The organism is Ignavibacteriota bacterium (genome assembly GCA_013285405.1).
Classification (GTDB): domain Bacteria; phylum Bacteroidota; class Ignavibacteria; order Ignavibacteriales; family Ignavibacteriaceae; genus IGN2.
This window is the reverse complement of record CP053446.1, coordinates 3,320,198-3,341,482: the sequence shown is the minus strand read 5'-3', so window position 1 is coordinate 3,341,482 and position 21,285 is coordinate 3,320,198. Positions and strand designations below refer to the sequence as shown.

Here is a 21,285-nt window from a genome sequence, read left to right as displayed (position 1 = left end):
ATCATTTTATCACTGCAAATTTACCGAGTTTTTCTTCCTGTTCATTCTTTGATTCATCAAGCATTACAACTCTGTAAACATATATTCCGGAAGAAAGTGTATTCCCGTTCAAATCTTTTAATTCAAATGTAACTCCACCATTACCATCTGCTTCTTCAATTTCTCCAATACGATTTCCATCAATTGTCCAGATAGTAATATGAGCATACTTTGGCAGATTTGCAAAAGTTAATGATTCCCCGCTCTCCGGATGCACAGGATTCGGATATACATAAACGTTTGACAAATCACTTGCGAAAGTAGAAAGCACTATGTAACTACCAGCACCTTCATTTATTTTCAAGCTTCCTGTAGATGGAGATGAAAATATATCTTTTACTCTCAACACATATTCCCTGCCGATTGATCCAACAGGTTTCTGTCCGTTCAAATTGATATTGATTATTTTTTTATCAGTTGCATCAACCTTAACTGAAGAAGCTTTATTATACGGTTCGAAGAAATAATTATTAACATCGGTAGCGCTTTGTTCATCAACTTCAAGGTTAAATATAACTCTGATGTTATACGCATCTACTATTTTGAATGAACTGATAAAAAATTCCGGATTGACTATTACCGAATCCATATTAAATGAAATAGTTGATGGCTCAATTGATGACCCATACAGATCACGTAGTCCTGATACTTCCAGTACATTTATGCCAACAGGAATTACATCTCTGAATGTAAGCAGATATGAGTACTGACTTGCCGGTGAAATAGAATTTGGAAAAACATTACCATTTAGTTTGAATGCCTGCAGATTTTCAATTGTGTTGCTCATCTTTTCCGAAAAATTTACTGTTACGGCTTTACTGCTCGAAACGATGGCAGAAATTACTTCTCCCGGCTTGTGGCTGTACACTTTAATAACCCTTGATAAATTTGAATATGGATCAGGCTTTGATAGATCGAATGACTGTATTGCGTAATAGTAGTTTGTGTTTTGCGTAAGATTAAAGTTGACATATTGAGTTGTGGCAATAGTGGAATCAATTAATTCCAGATTATCAGCAGACAATCCACGGTAAATGTAATATTGGTCCACACTTCCCAGCCAGGACAGAAAAATGCTGCTTGAATCGATACTAAAACCTTCAACATTATTAGGAATAGGAGGCTGGTTTGGTAAACTAAATTCATAGAATTTTGCACCATCGATATAATTGTACAAAACTTCCGGAGTACCATTACCATTTAAATCACCTTTAAATACACTAAATGTATTAATATTTTCCTCAAAATAAATAAACTTATCACCAGTAATATCTTTCTTCATTATATATGCATAAGGAAAGATATTAAGCACCAATTCATCGATTCCATCATTGTCAACATCAATAAATCCCAAAGATTGATAAGCTTCATTGAATAGTCCGCTAAATTCAGCGGATTGATCCATAAAGACTTTAGAAGTGATAATTTCAAAAGAATTATTCTTGTATGTAAGAATGAGCAGCAGAAAATTTGGAGCAATTGAATTTGTATTATAAAGAATCGCAAAATCTTGAGTTCCATCTCCATCATAATCGCCTACATCAAATACATTACTCTGATTTATTCTTAATCCTTGAGTAATAAAACTATCTATTTTTGCCAAATATCCTGATCCGTCCATTTCGTATCCTTTTAAATCGGCATCTGCATCCATAAACCAAACCTCTTTTCGCAGATCACCATCAGTATCTGTAGTAATAAGGTTACCCGTAGTTGCATTATTAAATGGAAAATTTCCTTCCAAATTGTCATTAAATTTTTTATAAAATGATTGAACACTATCAACTGAAAGGTCGCTTTTTATTGTCCATAAGATGTAATATCTATTATCATCACTTTGTGTTATTAATTCATACTGCTCATCGCCAGTCAAATTTTCAATAATTATTGGATAATAAATCCTACTCCCATTAAAGGCTGTCGTTAAATTGAATGTATTTGGTTGTTCTTGTTCGTCAATATTTACTTTAGGATATAAAATACTTACGAAATCTTTTTTCCCGTTATTATTAAAGTCACCAAATAATCTTGGGATTTTATTCTTTATTGAGTCTATTTTATTGAATGAGTCATTATCAAGAACATACAATCCAAAATAAGCATCTCGTGAAGCATAAAATTGTTGAAAGAAAATTTCATTGTAATTCTCCGAGAGAAAACTTACAGGTCTACTAAAAACATAACCTGCTGGAAGTGTAAAACTCATTTCTGTAGGCATAACTATTTCCGGCAGTGGAGATGTTACCCAGACAAAATATGACAAATTGTTTAAAGTATCTAAGACTGTATTTTTTAATCCTGCAAGATTTTCAGCTTCATAATAAACTTCGTAAACTGTATTGGGCTCAGCTAATTCCTTCGGGATAAATCCATAATGCAGTTGCTTAACAAATTGATTATTTGTGTTAAATCCATCTAGTGTAATAAAATTAAAATCACCCATTCCATATTTCCTATAAAACATTCTTACTACAGACCGTTGGCTCGTATAAATTTCAGCTTGAATTGTTGACCTATCTCCATAGTAAATAGGTCCATCTCCAACTATAATAACCTCTGGTGGAGTCCTCTGTATATAAAAATTGACTCTTTCTTCAAGCGTTCTACCGTTTGTTAATTGAACAACCAGTCTTAAACAATAAACACTGTCTGGTAAATTTGAAAGAGTAAGTGAGTAAATATCCTGATCAGAAAACTGATTACTTCCCTGATTGATTAGAGACGTCCAATTCGTTGGATTAAATCCATAGCCATAATAAAGACTATAATATGAGAACAATGGTGAAAGAACTGTCGCATTTATTTTTAAGGAATCATCTAGAATCGCAAAATCCTGGTAAGGATGATTGAACTTAATTATAGAAGGGGCAAGCGTTGTTAATGCTCGGTGCGTATTTAACCTTCCAGCGCCGCTTTCTATATCCCAACCTGGTTCCATTATATCATCTGTTGTAGATTTAATAATTTGCTTAACTTCTTCATTAGTAAAACTTTCTAAGGAAAGAATTAATGCAGCAGTTGCCGCAACATGAGGAGTTGCAGCTGATGTACCGCTGACCAGGGCATATTTATTATCTTTTGCTGTACTCATTATTAGTGTACCTGGGGCAACTAAATCCAAAGTTGAACCATAGTTCGAATTTGTTGCAATGAAATCATACACTGTAGAATTACCTACACAAATTACTTCCGAATATCCTGATGGATAATGTGGATCAGTTGATGGAGGTGTACTATTCCCTGAACTTCCAACAAGTACTATATTTTTTGAATAAGCATATCTAATCACATCTCTGAGAACATATGAGAAAGAATAATCACCAAAGCTCATATTCAGAACTTTAACCTTCATCTGAACAGCATAAAGGATCGCTGCTGCAACATCATCTTCTTCACCATATCCACCCGGATCGAATGCTCGCAGGTTCACAAGTTTAATATTTGGAGCGACGCCAGCAATCCCGGTGTAATTATTTGTTTCGGCTCCTGCAATTCCCGAAATGTTAGTTCCATGACCATATTCATCGAATGGATCGTTATCCCAATTGAGATAATCACCACCTGTGGAATCGAATGGAAAACCTACACGATCTGTAAAATCCCAACCACGATAATCATCAACAAATCCATTGTTATCGTCATCAATTCCATTCGTTTCTTTGCCATTACCAGTCTCACCCGGATTCTGCCAGATTTTGTTTTTGAGGTCGGGATGGTAATAATCAATTCCCGTATCAATGATACCAAGTAGAACTGTATCAGATCCGGTTGTTACATCCCATGCGTCAAATGCCTGAATTTTCTCCAATGCCCACTGCTGTGATAATAAGCTATCATTTGGTACAAAATCAATTTTATAGTTGACCGATTTTTGTACATACTCAATTGTCGGGTCAAGATTTTTTAGTTGAAGAAATTGTGATTCATCAACATCATCAGTGAATGTAATCTTTATTATTCTTCCTATTACTTCGTCAGCCTTTGCTATTCCTTTAGCAAGATGATCAACCGACTTAGTTTCAGATTGCAATCTCAACTGAATCCCTGCCGGAACAAACTGATCCTGCTGAACTTTTTGCTCAACTTCAGCTAATGAAACATCTGATTTATACTTGATAAAATATGTACTCTGTGCTGATGTGAAATGAGAAATGGATGTTAGCAGAATTATCAGAAAAAACAGACTAAATCTCATATATTTCCTTTTTGAATTTGTGATCAACAACTGTAGGATATTTTCCGGAGAAACAAGCATAACAGAAATTATCTTTTCCTGCTTCTGAAACTGCTTCGAGCATTTCATCAATTGTCAGATATTCAAGTGTATCTACTCCAAGATATTTGCCGATTTCTTGAATATCCGAGTTATAATTATGTGCGATTAACTCCTCTTTGCTTGGGAAATCCATTCCATAATAACAAGGATGAGTTATTGGAGAAGATGAAATTCTAAGATGAATAGATTTTGGATTTGCATCACGAATTAATTTAACGAGTTGTTTTGAAGTAGTTCCACGAACAATTGAGTCATCAATCAGCACAACAGTTCTTCCTTCAAGAACCCCTTTAACTGTGTTGAATTTAATTTTAACACCAATTTCCCTGTTAGCCTGTCCCGGTTGAATAAATGTTCTGCCGATATAGTGACTTCGGATTAAACCAATTTCCAATCTGCAATTAACACCGAGTTTCTCCAGTTCTGTTTGATAACCTAAAGCTGTTGTATTTGAACTATCCGGCACACTAATAACAATAACTTTATTATCATCTTCATTATAGACGGGATGGTTCCTGGCAAGTACTTTACCAAGTCTTCTTCTCATTTTATCTACATTGTGACCGAAGATGAAACTATCCGGACGTGAGAAATAAATGAACTCGAAAATACAATGTTTTTGAGGTGCGATTGAAGTATGAATGTTGTATGATTTTATTTCTCTTGTTTGAATCACTTCGTCATCAATAACCACGATTTCGCCGGGCAAAACTTCCCGAATAAACTCTGCACTAATCAGATCGAATGCACAGGTTTCTGAAGTTACAATAAACGCATTATTCAGTTTTCCAATTACAAGAGGTCTGAATCCATTTGGATCTCTGGCTGCAACAAGCTTATCATCAGTCATAATCACAAGACTGAACGCACCTTCTATTTTTTGGAGTGCTTCTTTTATCTGATCAATTTGATCATTCAATTTACTGCGTGCAATTAAATGAAGTATAACTTCGGTGTCACTTGTAGTTTGAAATATAGAGCCTTCGTTTACTAATTCTTCACGAATTTCCCTAGCATTAGTAAGATTTCCGTTATGTGCAACTGCAAGATTGCCAAGTCTGTAATTGACAATGAAAGGTTGTATATTTTTTATTGATTGAGCTGAACCCGTCGTTGAGTAGCGGTTATGACCAATTGCAACATCACCTTTGAGTTTGTGCTGAAAAATTTCCTGATCAACAAAAACTTCCGTGACAAGACCTTCACCTTTATGTACAGAAAATACCTCATGATTTTTTTGATTGGTGCTTTTTGTTACTATACCACACGCTTCCTGACCTCTATGCTGCAACGCGTGTAAACCATAGTAAGTTTCAAGTGAAGCATTTTGTGAACCATAGATTCCAAATACTCCACAATTGCAGGTTGGTTTTTCTCTTTGGATGCTAAATTGCATAACGAAAAATATGAAGGTTAATAGAAAATTATAGGTCAAATTTAGGTATACCATCTGAATAATCAGAATAGACGATTAGCAAAACTTAATTTAAAAAATAGAATTTAAGAATATGGTTTCTAATTAGAAGACAATAAAACGGACATTGAAAAATGTTTATTATTTCCAGAGTTAATTTTAAAAAAGAAAAACTCAACCTTTAGTTGAGCGATCTTGAGTCGGAACGGGGGGATTTTGCCGAAGGCATTCCTTCGGAAGAACCCACGACCACCTGAATCCCATTCAAATGAAATTATAAAAAATATATTATTAATAAATTTTGTGAGAATGTTCTGATAAGATTTTGTTTTTGTCGGAACGGGGGGATTTGAACCCCCGACCACCTGAACCCCATTCAGGTACGCTACCGGGCTGCGCCACGTTCCGTATTAAATTTTCTGTAACAAATATTTTAAGATTTCTTTAATCTCCTTAAGGTCCTCTTTTACTGAAATATTATCCATCACAATTTCAACTTCTGGTTTAATATCTTCAATTATTTTTTTCTCTTTTACCTCAACGATTGGTTTCTTATCCTGTTCATAATTTTCAAGGATTTTTTTTGCACCTTCAATAGTATATTTTTTCTCTCTCAAAAGTTCTTTGATGTAAAGGATTAAGCGGATATCCTTATTTGTATATATTCTGTTGCCTGCTCTGTTTTTTTGTGGAGTTAACTGTTCAAATTCAGTTTCCCAATATCTCAACACGTACTGTTCGATATCTGTGATTTTGCTTACTTCACTGATTGAGTAGTATAACTTTTTTATTGAAAGGTCTCGCATAGTTTTTATAAAATTCTTGATAGAAACTTAAGAAATCCTTGTTAATATATCAAAATTTAAGTCGAGTTTGTAACTATTAACTTTAATTATATCAGTTAACTCTTTTCATACCATTGATTGTTACAAATTCAGTCAGAACAGAATAGGAGTTTTATGACACAAAGTTTATCTATTTATTACTTTGCTGTTATTTTCTCAAGAAGGAAAACTGCTGCAAGATAACCCTTTTCTCTAAAACCGCTTATGTAACCATTACAACTTGAAGCAGTTAGCATAACATTCCTAAAGTTTTCGCGGGAAGCAATATTCGATAAATGGACCTCAATTTTAGGAACTGAACAAAGTTCGAGAGCATCTTTGATCGCAACTGAAGTATGTGAGAAACCACCGGGATTAATCACTAATCCATCAAATGTTGAATCAGCAGATTGGATTCTTTCAATTAATTCGCCCTCGTGATTGCTTTGAAAAAACTCGAACTGATGTTTTGGATATGCTGTCTTTACAATTTTTTCGATTTCGGTTAATGAGATATTTCCATATATGTCTGCTGGACGTTTTTCCATGAGATTTAAGTTAGGACCATTTATAATTATAATTCTCATACTGAACCTGACATTTCTTCTATTACTTCTCTTAGTCGTGGTGAAAGATAAATTTCTTCGACGCCTAATTCCTTTAATGCTGTCGAGAGTATCATAACTTTTCTCTGAAGGTTGGTCATTTTATTAATTACAATGACTTTCTTATCGTTAATAATACAATATCCACCCTTAAAGTCTCCCTTTTCAAACCTGATACTTGCTCCAAGCTGGTCTGCAACCGATTTTAATTCCTGCAATATTTCTTCAAATTCTTTTTCTTTAATTTTCATTCGATGTCTTTTTTGTGAATGGTTGAAATACTAAAAAGTATGGTATCGATAAATAACTAAACAATAGTATAATCGGAAAGCTGCTTAACATAGTAACCCTTTTCGTTATTAATTGCAATATTAGTTCTGATGTAAACTGGTCATTCATAAATAAAATAAAGAGTTTATAATCAATCAGTAAAAGAATAAATTCAAATGGTAAAGTTAAGTAAATGATCATTGCAATAATGAATAGCCAACCGTTCTCTTTTAATTTAATTTTTGAGAATACCAAAAATAATGTGAATGAAACTATCATAATTAAATAAGAAAAGATAGTTAAGTTTACTAAAGGATACGTTGTTTGAAAAATAGATGAGATATTACTATCCGTGACATAACTTTTTAATTTGAGTTCGGTAGCCTCAAACATTTGGTAGGTTGTGAGCAACCTGGAGATATATGCTCCAAACCAAATACTTCCTGAAGTAAGTGAAATATATGCAAAGATTTTTGTAAGTATTTTTTCTTTTTTCATTTAATTTATCCAATCTTTAATTTAAATTTAAAAAAAATATATGACTATTGCTTCTATCGATATTGGTACAAATACAGTTATACTTTTGATCGCAGAAGTCAATACTGTGACAAAAAGTATTGTACCGGTATTTAATGATTATAATATGCCCAGAATCGGTCGGGGAATCAAACAAAATGGTAAAATAAGTTCAGAGAGTATCTCTAACTTATTAGCAGTTTTGAGGAAATACAAAAGTATTATTAATAAGTTTAATTGTGGAAGAATAATTGTCTCCGGAACAAATGTATTCAGGATAGCTTCTAACTCGTCAGAAATTATCGAAACCATTCGTAAAGAATGTGGGATGGAATTAATAGTAATAGATGGAAATGAAGAAGCAGAGTATGCATATCTTGGAGCTACTTCAGCATTAAAGACTATTGGCAGAACGACAGTAATCGATATCGGCGGGAGCAGTACTGAAATCATAACGGGTGATACCACAAAAATTTTGTCTAAAGTCAGTTTACAACTCGGTTCAGTTACTGCGACGGAAGAATTTCTTAAATCCTCACCTCCCACAATAAATGAAATAGAATCTTTAAACAGTTCAGCTACAAATCATTTTCGAACTTATAACAATTCATTAGTTTCATCACAGATAATTGCGGTAGCGGGAACGGCAACAACATTAGCATGTATGCATCTTGGACTAAAAGAGTTTGATGAAGATTTGGTTGATAACTTTACTCTAAAAAAAGATGATTTAATTCACATGATTTCAGAAATCAGTAAACTTGATTCAACTGGTATTCTTAACAAGTATGGGACGATAATGCAAGGGCGTGAAGACATAATCCTGGCAGGAGCGATTATACTTGAACAATTTTTGAAATATTATAAAATCGAAAATTTGTCGGTTAGTACTCGAGGTATTAGATACGGTGCAATCGTTAAAAATATTTTTTATAAAACTACGGATTGACGTTTTGACTATTCGTGTCCTTTTGCCTGATGAAATTTATTCCTTTAATCTTCTGACTGTAAATAATCCGGATAAACGAGTTCCTATTACAAGAATGTAAGAAGTTAATGAAGAAATCATCACGAGTATTTGTTTAGAATATTTCTAAAAGTACTCAGGAAATAATCAATGTTGTCTTTTGTTGCAATAAGTGGTGGTAAAATCCTGATTACTTTGTCATTTGTACAATTAACCAATATTCCATTTTTCAAAAACTCATCAACAATATTTAAACAGGAATCTTTCAATTCCACACCGAGCATGAATCCAATTCCCCTAACTTCATTTATAATTGATTGAAAGTTCGTTGAGATTGATACTAATTCTGATTTGAAATAATTTCCCAATTTTTCCACTTGATCAACCAATCCATTTTCAAAAACTATTTCGGTAACAGCCAACCCAGCAGCGCACGCAACCGGATTGCCCCCGAAAGTACTTCCATGATCACCAGGTTGAAATGCCTCTGAATATTTTTTGTTAATAATCATAGCACCCAGAGGTAATCCTCCTCCAATTGCTTTAGCTAAAACAATTATATCGGGCTCTATATTGTAATGATTAAATGAAAAACGCTTACCGGTTCGACCTATTCCAGTTTGAATCTCATCAGCGACCAGTATGAAACCAAATATTTTTCTTAGTTCATCTAACTGTTGAACGAATTGTGCTGAAGCAGTATAAATTCCTGCTTCTCCCTGAACAAACTCTATAAAAACTGCTGCAGTATTAGCATCTATTGAGTTTTTAATTTCATCAATGTCATTAAAATTTAATCGAACAATATTTGGAACTAACGGCTCAAATTGTTTTTTATATTTTTCTTTTCCACTAATACTCAATGCGCCATAAGTTCTTCCATGAAATGCATTTGAAAATGCAATTATTCTTTTTTGAGGTCCGGATACTTTTCTTACCAGTTTCAGTGAAGCTTCAATTGCTTCTGTTCCGCTGTTTGTGAAAAATACTTTTGATAATCCTGAATACTTGACTAATTTTTCAGCAAGTTGGATCTGGGGCGTACTGATATAATAGTTAGAAATGTGCAGATATTTATTTAGCTGATCCTCTATTGAACTAATTACTTTTTTATTTCCGTAACCAAGGGCATTCACAGCAAGACCAGAAAAAAAATCAAGATATTTCCTGCCATCTTTTGAAAATAAATAAACACCCTCGCCGTGTGTAATTTCTATAGGCAATCTTTTATAGGTGTGAACAATATATTCTTCATCTCTGTTAAAGGAATTATCGGTTGATGACATAATTTAAATTGTAAATATGATAACTGAACAAAAGTATATTAAAACCCAGAACAAAACAACGAAACTAATCGTAACAACAGTGCTGAGGATAAGATTGTGTGAGTGAACTTTGAAAGCTAAGAAAGTGAGAAATATATTCCATAATATTAATGCTAATTCCATTACAAGAAACAGATATGCTATGCTGCCTTTTATTAAGAAAGGTGATGGATTAATTGAGAACAAGTAATCACCAAAGATCACCAACTCAAGAGGAAATAAAATTATTAGTCCAAAAACAAATGGAATTTGAGAATAGATAATTAAAGAAATAATATCCGCAAATCTGAAATGAACACTCTGAAAAATACATAGTGATTTATAAGCAAAAGTGAATACAATAAAAAAAATTAGTACAGAGACCAGAACGATCAGATAACTGAAAAACAATTCTAATGTTGTTTGAAATTCTCCAACGCTGACCATTGAAAGGAAACGACTGTTGATTAAAACTTTTGCAGAGATGAAAAGAAGAATAAAAAAAATAAAATTTTTATGCTCCGCATAAATGATATTTCTGAAAGCCTTTGAAGGATTATCAATTAATTTTATAATAATTGACCACAGATCAATATTATAGATTTTGTCCCGCAGATAATATCCACATTTATTGCATGTTACATTATAGAAAGCATTATCGGACTTGCAATGAGGACAAGTAATTGAGTTTTTCATCTACAGGTTTTTAAGTTCAGAAATAAAGTCTGAAATTTAATCTTGAAGATCCTGTGATAAGATCTTCATCTACGTTGAAATCATACAAATGAGCATCGACATAAGCATCAACCAGATTTAGCAGATATAACAACGCCAGATAAATTGCAAAATTATCACGTTGATCTCTGTAAAAATCTCTGTATTGCAAATAATTTTGATTTCCGGTTTCAATAAACAAATCTTTATAATCTTTATAAAGATTATTGTTATGAACCCAACCAGAAATAAATAAAGCGCCAACACCCCAGATGACCGGTATTTTCCAGTATGATTCATTATAAAATTGACCGAATCCAGGAATTACAGCACTTCGCAGAACAGCACCCCATGGTGATTTTTGCAAAACAAATCCGGTATCGGAAGGAGGGTTTGTATCGGTGATTTCCTGACTGTGAGTTATCGTGGAAAAAATAACCAGTACAAAAAATATACTAATTATAATTCTTGGTAATAATTTCAAAGAGTTCAATTAAACGCTCGAATTCATCTTTTGAATAGTACTCTAAAGTTATTTCGCCGGTACCGTCTTTTCTCTGAACACATTTAACCTTTGTTCCAAAAATTACGCGCAGTTTATCTTCCACATCACGTAAATTTGGAGTGTAGAAAGTAGCTTTCACATCATCATTTGTTTGAGTCTTATTTATTTTTCTGGTGCCACCTTCATTCAATTCTCGGACAAGCCGTTCAACTTTTCTTACAGATAGATTTTTACTGAGAATATTATCGAGCAATTGAAGCTGAAGTGGCTCATTGTCAAGATTGATTAATGCTCTTGCGTGTCCGGATGTAATTTTATCCTGAGCCAACGCGTCCTGAATTTTTTGTGGAAGTTTCAATAACCTGATAGTATTTGCAACAGTCGTTCTGTCTTTACCAACTCTCTCAGCAATTTGTTCCTGAGTAAGATGACATTCATCCATCAATCTTTTGTAAGCAGTGCCAACCTCAATAGCATTTAACTTTTCTCGTTGAATATTTTCAATCAAAGCAAGCGCCAGCATTAATTCGTCAGAATCAACATCAATGATGTATGCTGGTATTTCCTTGAATCCAATCTCTTTGCAAGCCTGAAGTCTTCTCTCACCAGAGATTAACTGATATTTATGATCAGGTGTTCTCCTTACTGTAATCGGCTGGATCAAACCATTTGTAAGTATTGATTTTTTAAGTTCATCAAGCGATACAGGATCAATATTGAAACGAGGCTGATATGGATTTCTTGATACAAACTCAACAGCAATTTTTGCAAGGACATCAATCTGTTTACCATCGTCGTCCTTAACTCTTGATAAGTCAACATTTTGCTCAGTATTTTTAATATATTCCTGAGGCTTGATCAAAGCATCTAATCCTCTGCCTAAACCTGTTTTCATTTTACTCATTTCCTACAGTATTTATAGATTTTGAATTTCTTTCAATAACTTCAACAGCAAGCGCCATATAATTTTGCGCACCGGTTGATACAGCGTCATAGTGTATGATTGGTTTTCCAAAACTTGGAGCCTCAGATATTCTAACATTTCGGTTAATGACCGTATTATAAACTTTCTCACCAAAATATTTTCTCACTTCATCTGCAACCTGATGCGAAAGTCTTAATCGGGTATCAAACATTGTAAGCAGAACGCCTTCAATTGTTAATTTACTATTGTAATATTGTTTGACAATATTGATAGTGTTTAAGAGTTGACCTAAACCTTCGAGCGCAAAATATTCACACTGGACAGGAATCAATACTGAATCTGCAGCAGTAAGCGCATTGAGTGTTAACAGACCAAGCGAAGGCGGACAATCAATTAAAATATAATCATATCTCTCCGAAATTTCCTGCAGAGATTCTTTAAGTATTGTTTCTCTTTTTGGTAATTCAACCATTTCAATTTCTGCACCAACAAGGTTAATATTTGAAGGAAGTAAATCAAGAAACGGCATAAATGATTCTATTATCGCATCTTTTATGTTTTCATTGCCGACAAGCACTTCATAAACGGAGGGACTATGTTTTACCACACTAAGTCCGGAGGATGAATTAGATTGTGGATCAATATCAATCAAAAGTGTTTTCATTTCTGCAGCAGCAAGAAGTGAAGATAAATTGATAGCGGTGGTAGTTTTACCTACTCCTCCTTTTTGATTTGCTATGGCTATTATTTTAGTCATTAAATTATTTATTTACTATCCAGTTTAGTTATAATTCTATTTCTTCTCCAAACTTAAGTACTTTCACCTGGTGACCTTTAGATTCACATAATTTTTTGAACTCATTTGGATCCGCAATGATAACCGGAAAAGTGTTATAATGTATTGGCACAGCAAATTTTGGTGAAACAAATTCAACTGCTTTAACTGCATCCGTAATTCCCATCGTAAAATTATCTCCAATCGGCAGAAGCATATAATCAATTGGGGTCATCTCACCTATCAGTTTCATATCATAAAATAATCCGGTATCGCCGGTATGATAAACATTTTTTCCGTCAACTGATATAATAACTCCGGCAGGTTCTCCGGCATAATGGTTATCCGGAGTTAATGAACCATGGTGAGCTATAGTAAATTTAACTTTTCCAAAATCAAAATTATGTGCACCACCAATATGCATATTGTGAGCATTAAATCCTTTAGACTTACAATAATTTGCCAGTTCATTAACGCAAATAAATGTAGAGTTACATCTTTTTGCTATCTCGAAACTATCACCAATATGATCACCATGTGCGTGAGTCAGAATTATATAATTTGCGTCAACTTCGTTCTGTTTTACAGGTGACGTTGGATTTCCTGATAAAAACGGATCTATTAAAATTTTCGTACCGACAGATGTGGTCAGTTGAAAAGCTGAATGTGAAAAATATCTTAATTTCATTTTATCACTCCATTCTTTTATAATACAAAAACGTTTATCCTGTCATTGACAAAAATAACTTAGAAAAATTTTGTTTTCGACTATAAAATTAATTCATTGTTTAAGATAATAGAACCCTTAAAAAACCGATTATCGCCTGCAAAGGTTTCATTTTGCTCTTTTCCTTTCCGTAGATAGTTGGAACATCAACAAAGCCTATCCTGAATCCTTTTTTTGCAGCTTGGATAATCATTTCACTCTCTGCTTCAAATCCTGGGCTATTGGTTCGGACATTTTTTAATACTTCGGATCGGAATGCCCGGAAACCACATTGACTATCCACTATTTTTTGTTTTGTTTTAAATGAAAGCAAAACTGAAGTTAACTTATTACTCAACTTTCTTTGAACAGGCATACCAGTTAAATTTTTTAATCGGTTTCCAATAACGATATCATACGTCTCCAAACTGCTTATCAGATGCGGGATGTATTTTGGTTCGTGCTGAAGATCTGCATCAAGAGTAATTATTATTTTCATCCCTCTTTCAAGTGCTGCTTCAAATCCTGCATTCAATGCTTTTCCTTTTCCGTAATTCCTGTCAAGATTTATAAAATGAATTTTATTTTCATTCTGTTCATAAGCCCAGCCATCAATAGAACCATCGTTTACAGCGATAATAGAGTCAACATAATTCAATGTATCATTTAAAATAATTGTCAAAGTCTCTTTTTCATTATAAAAAGGAATGACTGCACATATCAGACTGGAATTATTTCTTATGACCTTTGAATTGTTCAAATAATGATTTCCAGCCTTTTGGAGTTGGTGCCACAAAAGATTCTTTTAACTTTTTCTTGAGTGAATCTTTTGAAAGACCTGTTGTTAAAATACCATTCTCAGCCACTGCAATTCCACCGGTTTCCTCCGAGACAATTACACTTATGACATCAGCTTGTTCACTTATACCTAATCCTGCTCTGTGCCGCATACCAAGATTTTCTCCATCAACTTGTGTGGTTGTAGATAAAGGCAGAGTACATCTGGCAGCTTCAACAATATTGCCTTTTACAATCACAGCTCCATCGTGTAATGAAGATTTTGGGAAGAAAATAGAAGTAATTAATGATTTACTGAGTCGGGCACTTAAAATTTCACCTGATTCAATATACGTTCTGATTCCGGTTTCTCTGATAATTACGATCAACGCTCCATATTGTCTCTGAGAAAGTTCAAATGCTGCATCGGCAATGATCTCAGCGGATTCACCAATATCATGCTTACTGAATATTTTTATTATAGGATTTCTGGCGAGTATTACCAGCAGACGTCTGATTTCCGGTTGAAACAAAATAACGAATGCAATCACCCAGATGTCAGTAATGAGTTTCAAAAGCCAGTTAAGAGCTTTTAATTGAATTGCCTGTGCTGCAAATGAAATGATTAAAATAATTATTAGTCCAATAAAAATCTGAGCAGCGATTGTTCCTCTGAGCAGGACATATAATTTATAAACAATAAAACCCACGATCAGGATATCAATCAGATCTAAAAGAGTAAATGTTAAAAATCCGATTTTGAAAAGTTCTATCATTGATAGTCTGTAAGTGAATTATAAAGTTTACAAGTTTGAACAGCTTGAACAAAATTATGAGTTCGTATTACTCTGGCTCCTTTTGTTAAAAGCATCGCATTTAAAGCATTGGAAGCATCATCCCGGTTTTCAATACTTAAATTAAGGATGTTCCCAATAAAAGATTTTCTAGAAACACCAATTAAAATAGGAAATCCCAATGACTTAAAGTCTTCAAGCCTGCTTAAAAGTTTAAGATTATCTTCAATTCTTTTTCCAAAGCCAATACCAGGATCAATAAAAATTTGTTTTATTCCATGCTTCACCGCAATTTCAATTTGTCCGGAAAGAAAGTCATAAATCTCAGTGATTACATTTTCATAGCTGGGCGAAACCTGCATTGTTTTAGGTTTACCTTTGATATGCATTATTACCATTGATGCATCAAAATCCTTTATGATATTGAAGATATTTGGATCAAATGTTCCTGCGCTAATATCATTAACTATCTTTGCACCGCTTTCAAGAGCTTTTCGTGCAACGTTTGAACGTACTGTATCAACTGAAATAATTGTTTCCGGTTTTTCTAATATTATTCTTTCAATCAAAGGAATAACCCGCTGTAATTCTTCCTGCTCTTCAATTGGAATAGATCCCGGTCTTGTAGATTCTCCGCCAATATCAATAATATCCACGCCTTCCTCTACCATTCGCGATGCAAGTTGAAGTGCTTCTTTCTTTTTGAAGAATTTTCCTCCATCAGAAAATGAATCAGGAGTGACGTTGAGAACACCCATGGAATATGAATATTTAAAATCAAATACTTTTTTACCGATTTGATATTTGATCATTGAAGACTTTTCATAATTCTTAATCGGATTAAGTAAATCTGATTTTATAACTTCAGTTAATTTCATATTATTGATACTATTTCGGATATCGTGAAATGAACCTGTGATCAAAAAATTATTTCCTGATTGAAATATGTTTGATCCATTACTATCACTAAAAATGTAAAATAATTCTGACGGAATATTCCTTAGTTCAAGCCCATAAAATCCATTAAAACGCAAAAGAGAATAATTAAACTTGTCCCTGTATTTGTTAAAAGAATTAATGTACGAAAGATTTATTAATTGAGAGATCAATTATGTGTAACTTAAATTGATACCTGGAAGGATTCAGTGTAACATTTATTTAATAAGATTCCTTAATTCGGCAGTCGAAGCCGTAATATTATCAGAATGAAATATTGCAGAACCAGCAACAAAAATATCAGCCCCGGCTTTCTTTGCTTTTACTATAGTTTTTGAATTAACACCGCCATCAATCTCAATTAAAAAATTTGCATTAAGTTTTGATCTGAGAATTACAGCCTCTTCAATTCTTCTGATTGAATTTGGAATAAATTCCTGTCCTCCGAATCCCGGATTAACTGTCATAATGAGTAGCAGATCAATATATTCAGCAATGTCTGTCAAAGCAGACACAGGAGTTGCAGGATTTATTACAACACCAGCTTTACATCCAAGTTCTTTTATTCGATTTACAGTTCTGTTAAGATGAACAACTTCTTCAACGTGCACCGATATATAATTTGCACCTGCTTCAGCAAAAGCTTCCAAATATTTATCCGGATTTTCAATCATTAAGTGGACATCAACCGGAAGCTTAGTGGTTTTTCTAACAGCTTTTACTATTACAGGTCCGATTGTAATATTCGGAACAAAATGACCATCCATCACATCACAATGAATCCAATCTGCTCCACCCATTTCAGTCATACGAATTTGCTGCGATAAATTTGAGAAATCTGCAGAGAGTATTGAAGGAGCTAAGTAAGTCATATTAATCATTCTCCTCATTAGGAATATTGGTATCTGCGGGTTTTGTAACAAAAAGGTCAACGGCATTTCCGGGATTTACAGAATTACCACTGCTTGGATATTGATCAAGTATAGTGTTAGGCAGCAGAGTTGCAGAGGGTTGATAATTTATCTTTCCTATAATCAATGAACTATCAGCAAGAATCTTTTTTGCTTCTGTAAGAGATTTACCAATCAGATCAGGGACAATAATCGTTCCACCACCTGTACCTGCACTAATTGAAACACCAACAAAGTCACCTTGTTTGAGTAATGTTCCCTCTTCAAACTGTTGATCAAAAATCATATCCTGAGGCTGGCTGGAAGGAATTCTTTCAATTCTTCCTAATTTTAGACCCAAACGTTCAAGTGCAAACTTTGCATCGAGAAGTGATTTACCTTTTAACAGAGGTACCGATATAGTTTTATCACCACCACTAACAAACAAATAAATTGTTCTTCCTTCTTTCACAACAGCACCGGGATCAGGTTTTTGCAGAAAAATTTCCCCAACTTTTGATTGAAGACCATAAGATGTATCACTGATTACAGGTTCAAATCCTTTTTCTTCAAGTACACGAATTCCTTCAGTAACCTGCATTCCGATTACTTCCGGGACGGTTGTTTCAGGAGAACTCACAACCCACGGCATTATAAAATTATCCAGAACGATAATAAATAATATTAAGCCTATAAAACCGTAAAGTATTTTTTTTAACAGAGAATTTCGAAGGAAATTTTTCATAAATCAAATATATCAATTGCAGTTTTCTTATACAATTAACGATGTAATAGAAGTATGGATGATTGACTGTATGGTTGTATGGATTATGAATTTAATTTTGTTTTTGCCATCCGGCATACTTTTATTTGTTGAGACGATTATAATATGAATTTAAATGCACAGAAATTATTTCTTTCTTAACAGGTTAATCATTGAGGCAAATGATCTTTTAAAAGGATTAAATATTGCACAAATATTTTCGCAGGAAAAAGGTACGCTCATCATTCATTGCAGGAATAAAAGTAATGAGAAATTTGTTGAGATATGTGTTGTCCCCGGCAGCCCTTATTTAACTATAAAAAATACTTTTTCGAGAGCAAAGAAAAACACGATAGACTTTTTTAACCAGTCTGTTGATGAAAAGATTCATTCGCTTGAAATTGCTGTTGATGACAGGATTATAAAATTCAATCTCGAACATTCAGAAATCTATTTTGCAATCAGGGGAAAATTTACAAACGTTTTTTTTTCAAATAATGAAGTCTTCATCCCATTCAAAACTATCGGACAAGCTGAACTTTCCGTTATTCATGATGAATTTCTGAATAAAAAGTTTTCAGAAGATTGGAACGCAATCAATCTGCATCTTGTTGTTGAGACAAATTATCTTGATCACATCAGGAAAAAATATCCGGTGCTTGGAACTGATATAATCAAAGAAGTAAAATCACGATCTAATGATAATTCAAATCTAAAACTTGAAAACATATTGAAAGGAGTCCTAGAAGAGATCAGGATATCCAGCCCTTGTGTATTTGCAGATGAAAGCGCTCAGGAAATAAAACTCGGTTTTGAGAATTTTAAAAGCATACCATTTACAGAAAAGTTTTTGTTCAAAAATGTAATTGAGGCACAGAATTTTCTTCTTTCAAAAAAATATTATGTTGATTCAAGATCAGAGCGTTTGAAGCTAATCAAACAATCTCTTGATAGAGAAATAAATAAAATTTCTAACAGGCTTAATAGTCTTAACGGAATTCTGGAAAGAGGAAGCAAGGAAGCTGAATACAACCAAAACGGAAATCTTCTGCTGACTAATATCAGCAAGATCAAAGCAGGAATGAACAATATTACTGTTGATAATATTTTCGGTGATGACATTAAAATTCAGATTGCACTTAATCCAAAGCTTTCACCTCAAAAAAATATTGATTACTACTTCGAAAAATCAAAATCAGAAAGAACGTTGATTGCAAAAACTCAAGAACTTGTGAAAAAATTAAAAAGTGAATTCAACTATCTTAAAAATCTGAATGAGTCTGTTAATCAAATTCAATCAGTTAAAGAACTGGAAGAAGTAATGAAAAAACTAAGGATAAAATCCGTACAAGAAAAAGAAGCTAAAGATGATTTGAGCTTGAGGTTCAAACACTATGTGATTGAAGGAAAATATGATCTTTATGTCGGCAAAGACAGTAAGAACAACGATCTTTTAACAACAAAGTTTGCAAAGCAAAACGATTATTGGTTCCATGCAAGAGGTGCTTCAGGTTCACACGCAGTTTTGAGAATTCATAACACAAAAGAACCTGTTCCGAAAAGTGTATTAAAAAAATCTGCTTCGATTGCTGCTTTTCACAGCAAGGCAAAGACGGCAGGAATAGTTCCGGTTGCTTTTACTTTTAAAAAATACGTAGTGAAGAAAAAAGGAGATCCGGTTGGAACTGTTCATTTATTAAGAGAAGATGTATTGTTAGTAAAGCCTGAGATTCCTGCTGGATGTGAGTACGTCTCTTCACAAGATTAATAATTGAAATATTTTAATTGTCTCAGTTAAACTTATGACGCAAAATATTTACGGATTATCTCCATTAAGTAAATAATCATTAATCGCTGAAGCAGCTTTTCTTCCTGCACCCATAGCAAGAATAACGGTTGCACCACCGGTTACAATATCACCGCCTGCAAAAACACCTTTCTTCGATGTCTTCATTGTGTTTTCATCAACAATGATATTTCCCCACTTATTATACTGCAAGTCGGGAGTTGTTTTTTGAATGATAGGATTTGAACCATTGCCAATTGAAATTACAGCCATATCAATCGGGAGAATATATTCCGAGCCTTGAATCGGAATTGGTCTTCTTCTTCCGGAAGAATCGGGTTCACCAAGTTCCATTTTTTGAATCTTTACAGATTTGAGCCAGCCCCTTTCATCACCAATAAATTCAAGAGGATTTGAAAGTAAAATAAATTCTATCCCTTCTTCTTTTGCATGATGAATTTCTTCTTCACGTGCAGGCATTTCAACATCTGATCTTCTGTAAATGATATATGCATTCTTTGCACCAAGACGTTTTGAAATTCTTACTGTATCCATTGCAGTATTACCACCGCCAAACACTGCAACGTTTTTATCTTTACAATTGAAAACAGGAGTATCAAATTCAGGAAAGCGGTACGCTTTCATCAGGTTAACTCTTGTTAAAAATTCATTTGAAGAATAAACACCGTTAAGATTTTCACCAGGAATATTCAGGAAGTATGGAAGTCCGGCACCAACTGCAATAAAAACAGCGTCATAACCATCTTGAGAGGTCGAAGTCGGAGACGAAGCCCCTTTTTTCATAAGCTCATCAACGGTATCCGTTAAACCAATAACTTCATTAGTTCTAAATTCAACACCGAGTTTGCTGAGTGATTCTATTTCAGCTTTAACAATTGATTTTGGTAAACGGAATTCCGGAATTCCATAAATCAACACACCACCAAGTTCGTGAAGGGCTTCAAACACAGTTACGTCGTGTCCCATTTGTATTAAATCGCCTGCACAGCTCAAACCGGCTGGACCGCTTCCAACAATTGCAACTTTCTTCCCGGTTTTAGGTTTTGGTGATGGAACCCGAATACCAACTGTCTCTCTTTCGTAATCTGCAACAAATCTTTCTAATCTTCCAATTGCAACGGGCTCATTCTTTTTTCCAACAACACATTTGATCTCACACTGTTCTTCCTGCGGGCAAACTCTTCCACAAATTGCAGGAAGTAAATTATCTTCTTTCATTTTTGACGCAGCACCTAAAAAATCACCATCAGCAACTAAAGCAATAAACTCATTTATCTTCACACCAACCGGACAACCTTCAATACAAGTTGGTTTTGGACATTGAATACAACGAAGTGCTTCCATCTTTGCAAGTTCTTCTGTAAATCCAAGATTTACTTCAGAAAAATTAGCTCTTCTTTGAACAGGATCTTGTTCGGGCATTACCTGTCTTGGAATTTTCATTCTTTCTTTGTTAGAAATTTTTTCTGACATATTTA

Annotated in this window: 20 protein-coding genes and 1 tRNA gene; 2 read left to right on the top strand and 19 right to left on the bottom strand. The window is 33.8% G+C overall.

Features of this window, described 5'->3' with window-relative positions:
• Position 1: 1 nt before the first annotated feature.
• The 7 genes from HND39_14665 to HND39_14635 form a co-directional block, all read right to left on the bottom strand.
• The gene (locus tag HND39_14665) at positions 2-4,234 is read right to left on the bottom strand and encodes a S8 family serine peptidase (GenBank protein ID QKJ97426.1); all 4,233 of its coding nucleotides are present in this window, start codon (positions 4,232-4,234) and stop codon (positions 2-4) included.
• Positions 4,224-5,711, bottom strand: a complete 1,488-nt coding sequence (locus HND39_14660; GenBank protein ID QKJ97425.1) for an amidophosphoribosyltransferase — start codon at positions 5,709-5,711, stop codon at positions 4,224-4,226. The genes HND39_14665 and HND39_14660 overlap by 11 nt, the downstream gene beginning before the upstream one ends.
• Before the next feature lie 352 nt (positions 5,712-6,063).
• Positions 6,064-6,137 (bottom strand) — tRNA-Pro (locus tag HND39_14655).
• A gap of 2 nt (positions 6,138-6,139) precedes the next feature.
• Positions 6,140-6,535, bottom strand: coding sequence for a MerR family transcriptional regulator (locus HND39_14650; GenBank protein QKJ97424.1), 396 nt, complete (start codon positions 6,533-6,535; stop codon positions 6,140-6,142).
• 176 nt (positions 6,536-6,711) lie between these two features.
• The gene (locus HND39_14645; protein QKJ97423.1) at positions 6,712-7,140 is read right to left on the bottom strand and encodes a 3-dehydroquinate dehydratase; all 429 of its coding nucleotides are present in this window, start codon (positions 7,138-7,140) and stop codon (positions 6,712-6,714) included.
• Positions 7,137-7,409 carry a hypothetical protein gene (locus HND39_14640; GenBank protein QKJ97422.1) on the bottom strand — a complete coding sequence of 91 codons (273 nt, stop codon included), beginning with the start codon at positions 7,407-7,409 and terminating at the stop codon, positions 7,137-7,139. The genes HND39_14645 and HND39_14640 overlap by 4 nt, the downstream gene beginning before the upstream one ends.
• Positions 7,399-7,926 carry a hypothetical protein gene (locus HND39_14635; GenBank protein QKJ97421.1) on the bottom strand — a complete coding sequence of 176 codons (528 nt, stop codon included), beginning with the start codon at positions 7,924-7,926 and terminating at the stop codon, positions 7,399-7,401. The genes HND39_14640 and HND39_14635 overlap by 11 nt, the downstream gene beginning before the upstream one ends.
• Positions 7,927-7,966: 40 nt before the next feature.
• Here HND39_14635 and HND39_14630 point away from each other — a divergent pair, with 40 nt between their 5' ends.
• Positions 7,967-8,893: a hypothetical protein gene (locus HND39_14630; GenBank protein ID QKJ97420.1), complete on the top strand. Its 927-nt coding sequence runs from the start codon at positions 7,967-7,969 to the stop codon at positions 8,891-8,893.
• A gap of 119 nt (positions 8,894-9,012) precedes the next feature.
• Here HND39_14630 and HND39_14625 read toward each other — a convergent pair whose 3' ends face one another.
• The 11 genes from HND39_14625 to HND39_14575 all read right to left on the bottom strand — a co-directional run bounded on the left by HND39_14625 (position 9,013) and on the right by HND39_14575 (position 17,982).
• A complete protein-coding gene (locus HND39_14625) occupies positions 9,013-10,197 on the bottom strand; it encodes an aspartate aminotransferase family protein (GenBank protein QKJ97419.1) in 1,185 nt (394 codons plus the stop codon).
• Positions 10,198-10,200: 3 nt separating this feature from the next.
• The gene (locus tag HND39_14620; GenBank protein QKJ97418.1) at positions 10,201-10,911 is read right to left on the bottom strand and encodes a hypothetical protein; all 711 of its coding nucleotides are present in this window, start codon (positions 10,909-10,911) and stop codon (positions 10,201-10,203) included.
• Between the two features lie 16 nt (positions 10,912-10,927).
• Positions 10,928-11,413, bottom strand: coding sequence for a hypothetical protein (locus tag HND39_14615; protein QKJ97417.1), 486 nt, complete (start codon positions 11,411-11,413; stop codon positions 10,928-10,930).
• The gene (locus HND39_14610) at positions 11,385-12,329 is read right to left on the bottom strand and encodes a ParB/RepB/Spo0J family partition protein (GenBank protein ID QKJ97416.1); all 945 of its coding nucleotides are present in this window, start codon (positions 12,327-12,329) and stop codon (positions 11,385-11,387) included. Before HND39_14610 ends, HND39_14615 begins: the two co-directional genes overlap by 29 nt.
• 1 nt (position 12,330) lies before the next feature.
• Positions 12,331-13,116: a ParA family protein gene (locus HND39_14605; protein QKJ97415.1), complete on the bottom strand. Its 786-nt coding sequence runs from the start codon at positions 13,114-13,116 to the stop codon at positions 12,331-12,333.
• 28 nt (positions 13,117-13,144) lie between these two features.
• Entirely contained in the window at positions 13,145-13,822 is a 678-nt protein-coding gene (locus HND39_14600) for a metal-dependent hydrolase (GenBank protein ID QKJ97414.1), read from the bottom strand.
• 100 nt (positions 13,823-13,922) lie between these two features.
• Positions 13,923-14,522, bottom strand: coding sequence for a glycosyltransferase family 2 protein (locus tag HND39_14595; GenBank protein QKJ97413.1), 600 nt, complete (start codon positions 14,520-14,522; stop codon positions 13,923-13,925).
• Positions 14,523-14,571: 49 nt separating this feature from the next.
• A complete protein-coding gene (locus HND39_14590; protein ID QKJ97412.1) occupies positions 14,572-15,393 on the bottom strand; it encodes a TIGR00159 family protein in 822 nt (273 codons plus the stop codon).
• Positions 15,390-16,289 carry a dihydropteroate synthase gene (gene folP / locus HND39_14585; GenBank protein QKJ97411.1) on the bottom strand — a complete coding sequence of 300 codons (900 nt, stop codon included), beginning with the start codon at positions 16,287-16,289 and terminating at the stop codon, positions 15,390-15,392. The genes HND39_14590 and folP overlap by 4 nt, the downstream gene beginning before the upstream one ends.
• Positions 16,290-16,565: 276 nt before the next feature.
• Complete coding sequence (locus HND39_14580) at positions 16,566-17,219, bottom strand: ribulose-phosphate 3-epimerase (GenBank protein QKJ97410.1); 654 nt, start codon at positions 17,217-17,219, stop codon at positions 16,566-16,568.
• 1 nt (position 17,220) lies between these two features.
• A complete protein-coding gene (locus HND39_14575; GenBank protein QKJ97409.1) occupies positions 17,221-17,982 on the bottom strand; it encodes a PASTA domain-containing protein in 762 nt (253 codons plus the stop codon).
• Between the two features lie 154 nt (positions 17,983-18,136).
• Here HND39_14575 and HND39_14570 point away from each other — a divergent pair, with 154 nt between their 5' ends.
• Complete coding sequence (locus HND39_14570; protein ID QKJ97408.1) at positions 18,137-19,768, top strand: DUF814 domain-containing protein; 1,632 nt, start codon at positions 18,137-18,139, stop codon at positions 19,766-19,768.
• Between the two features lie 48 nt (positions 19,769-19,816).
• On the opposite strand, the gene gltA is transcribed toward HND39_14570, so the two are convergent.
• Entirely contained in the window at positions 19,817-21,280 is a 1,464-nt protein-coding gene (gene gltA, locus HND39_14565) for an NADPH-dependent glutamate synthase (protein ID QKJ97407.1), read from the bottom strand.
• Positions 21,281-21,285 lie beyond the last annotated feature (5 nt).